This is a genomic window from Brevibacillus sp. AY1, assembly GCF_029870785.1.
Classification (GTDB): domain Bacteria; phylum Bacillota; class Bacilli; order Brevibacillales; family Brevibacillaceae; genus Brevibacillus; species Brevibacillus invocatus.
Map to the genome: position 1 here is coordinate 1 of NZ_JAFLPN010000095.1, position 1,670 is coordinate 1,670.

The window sequence follows — 1,670 nt, forward strand, 5'->3', positions numbered from 1 at the left end:
TTAGTACGAACCAAACGTGGTTAAGTTACTAAGGGCACACGGTGGATGCCTTGGCGCTAGGAGCCGAAGAAGGACGCAGCGAACTGCGATAAGCCTCGGGGAGCGGTAAGCACGCTTTGATCCGGGGATCTCCGAATGGGGGAACCCACCATCTGTAATGGGATGGTATCCGTATCTGAATCCATAGGGTACGAGAAGGCAGACCCGGTGAACTGAAACATCTAAGTAGCCGGAGGAAGAGAAAACAATAGTGATTCCGTCAGTAGCGGCGAGCGAACGCGGAAGAGCCTAAACCGTCAGGTTTACCTGGCGGGGTTGTGGGGCGTCTCACACGTAGTTACAAAAGACGCGCGTAGGTGAACAGTTTGGGAAAGCTGACCACAGAGCGTGATAGTCGCGTAGCCTAAACGCGCGTCTCTCCGAGACCAACCCCGAGTAGTGCGGGACACGTGAAATCCCGTATGAATCTGGCAGGACCATCTGCTAAGGCTAAATACTACCTAGCGACCGATAGTGAACCAGTACCGTGAGGGAAAGGTGAAAAGCACCCCGGGAGGGGAGTGAAATAGTACCTGAAACCGTGTGCTTACAAATAGTCGGAGCCCTATGCAGCAAACTTGTTTGCCGCACGGGTGACGGCGTGCCTTTTGTAGAATGAACCGGCGAGTTACGGTAGCGTGCGAGGTTAAGTCGAAGAGACGGAGCCGCAGCGAAAGCGAGTCTGAATAGGGCGCAAGTACGTTGTCGTAGACCCGAAACCGTGTGATCTAGCCATGTCCAGGGTGAAGGTAGGGTAACACCTACTGGAGGCCCGAACCCACGCACGTTGAAAAGTGCGGGGATGAGGTGTGGCTAGCGGTGAAATTCCAATCGAACTCGGAGATAGCTGGTTCTCCCCGAAATAGCTTTAGGGCTAGCCTCGGAATTAGAGTCTTGGAGGTAGAGCACTGATTGGGCTAGGGGCCCTCATCGGGTTACCGAACTCAGTCAAACTCCGAATGCCAATGACTTATGTCCGGGAGTCAGACGGTGAGTGCTAAGATCCATCGTCAAAAGGGAAACAGCCCAGACCATCAGCTAAGGTCCCCAAGTGTATGTTAAGTGGGAAACGATGTGGAGTTGCCCAGACAACCAGGATGTTGGCTTAGAAGCAGCCACCATTTAAAGAGTGCGTAATAGCTCACTGGTCGAGTGACTCTGCGCGGAAAATGTAACGGGGCTAAACATACCACCGAAGCTATGGCTTGTAGAATCCTTACGGATTCTACTTGGGTAGGGGAGCGTTCCAAGCAGCAGTGAAGCCGTACTGGAAAGAGCGGTGGAGCGCTTGGAAGTGAGAATGCCGGTGTAAGTAGCGAAAAGACAAGTGAGAATCTTGTCCACCGAAAGCCTAAGGTTTCCTGGGGAAGGCTCGTCCTCCCAGGGTTAGTCGGGACCTAAGCTGAGGCCGAAAGGCGTAGGCGATGGACAACAGGTTGATATTCCTGTACCACCTCTGTTCCGCTTGAGCAATGGCGTGACGCAGGAGGATAGGGTGAGCGGCCTACTGGATGGCCGTCCAAGCAGTAAGCCTGGTGTGTAGGCAAATCCGCACACCGCTAAGGGCAAGCTGTGATGGCGAGGGAAATTTAAGTACCGAAGTCCCTGATTTCACACTGCCAAGAAAAGCG

At 53.5% G+C, this 1,670-nt stretch carries 1 rRNA gene; it reads left to right on the top strand.

Going from position 1 to position 1,670, the window contains the following annotated elements:
- Positions 1–18: 18 nt before the first annotated feature.
- Positions 19–1,670, top strand: a 23S ribosomal RNA gene (locus tag JZI27_RS24810); the annotation flags it as partial.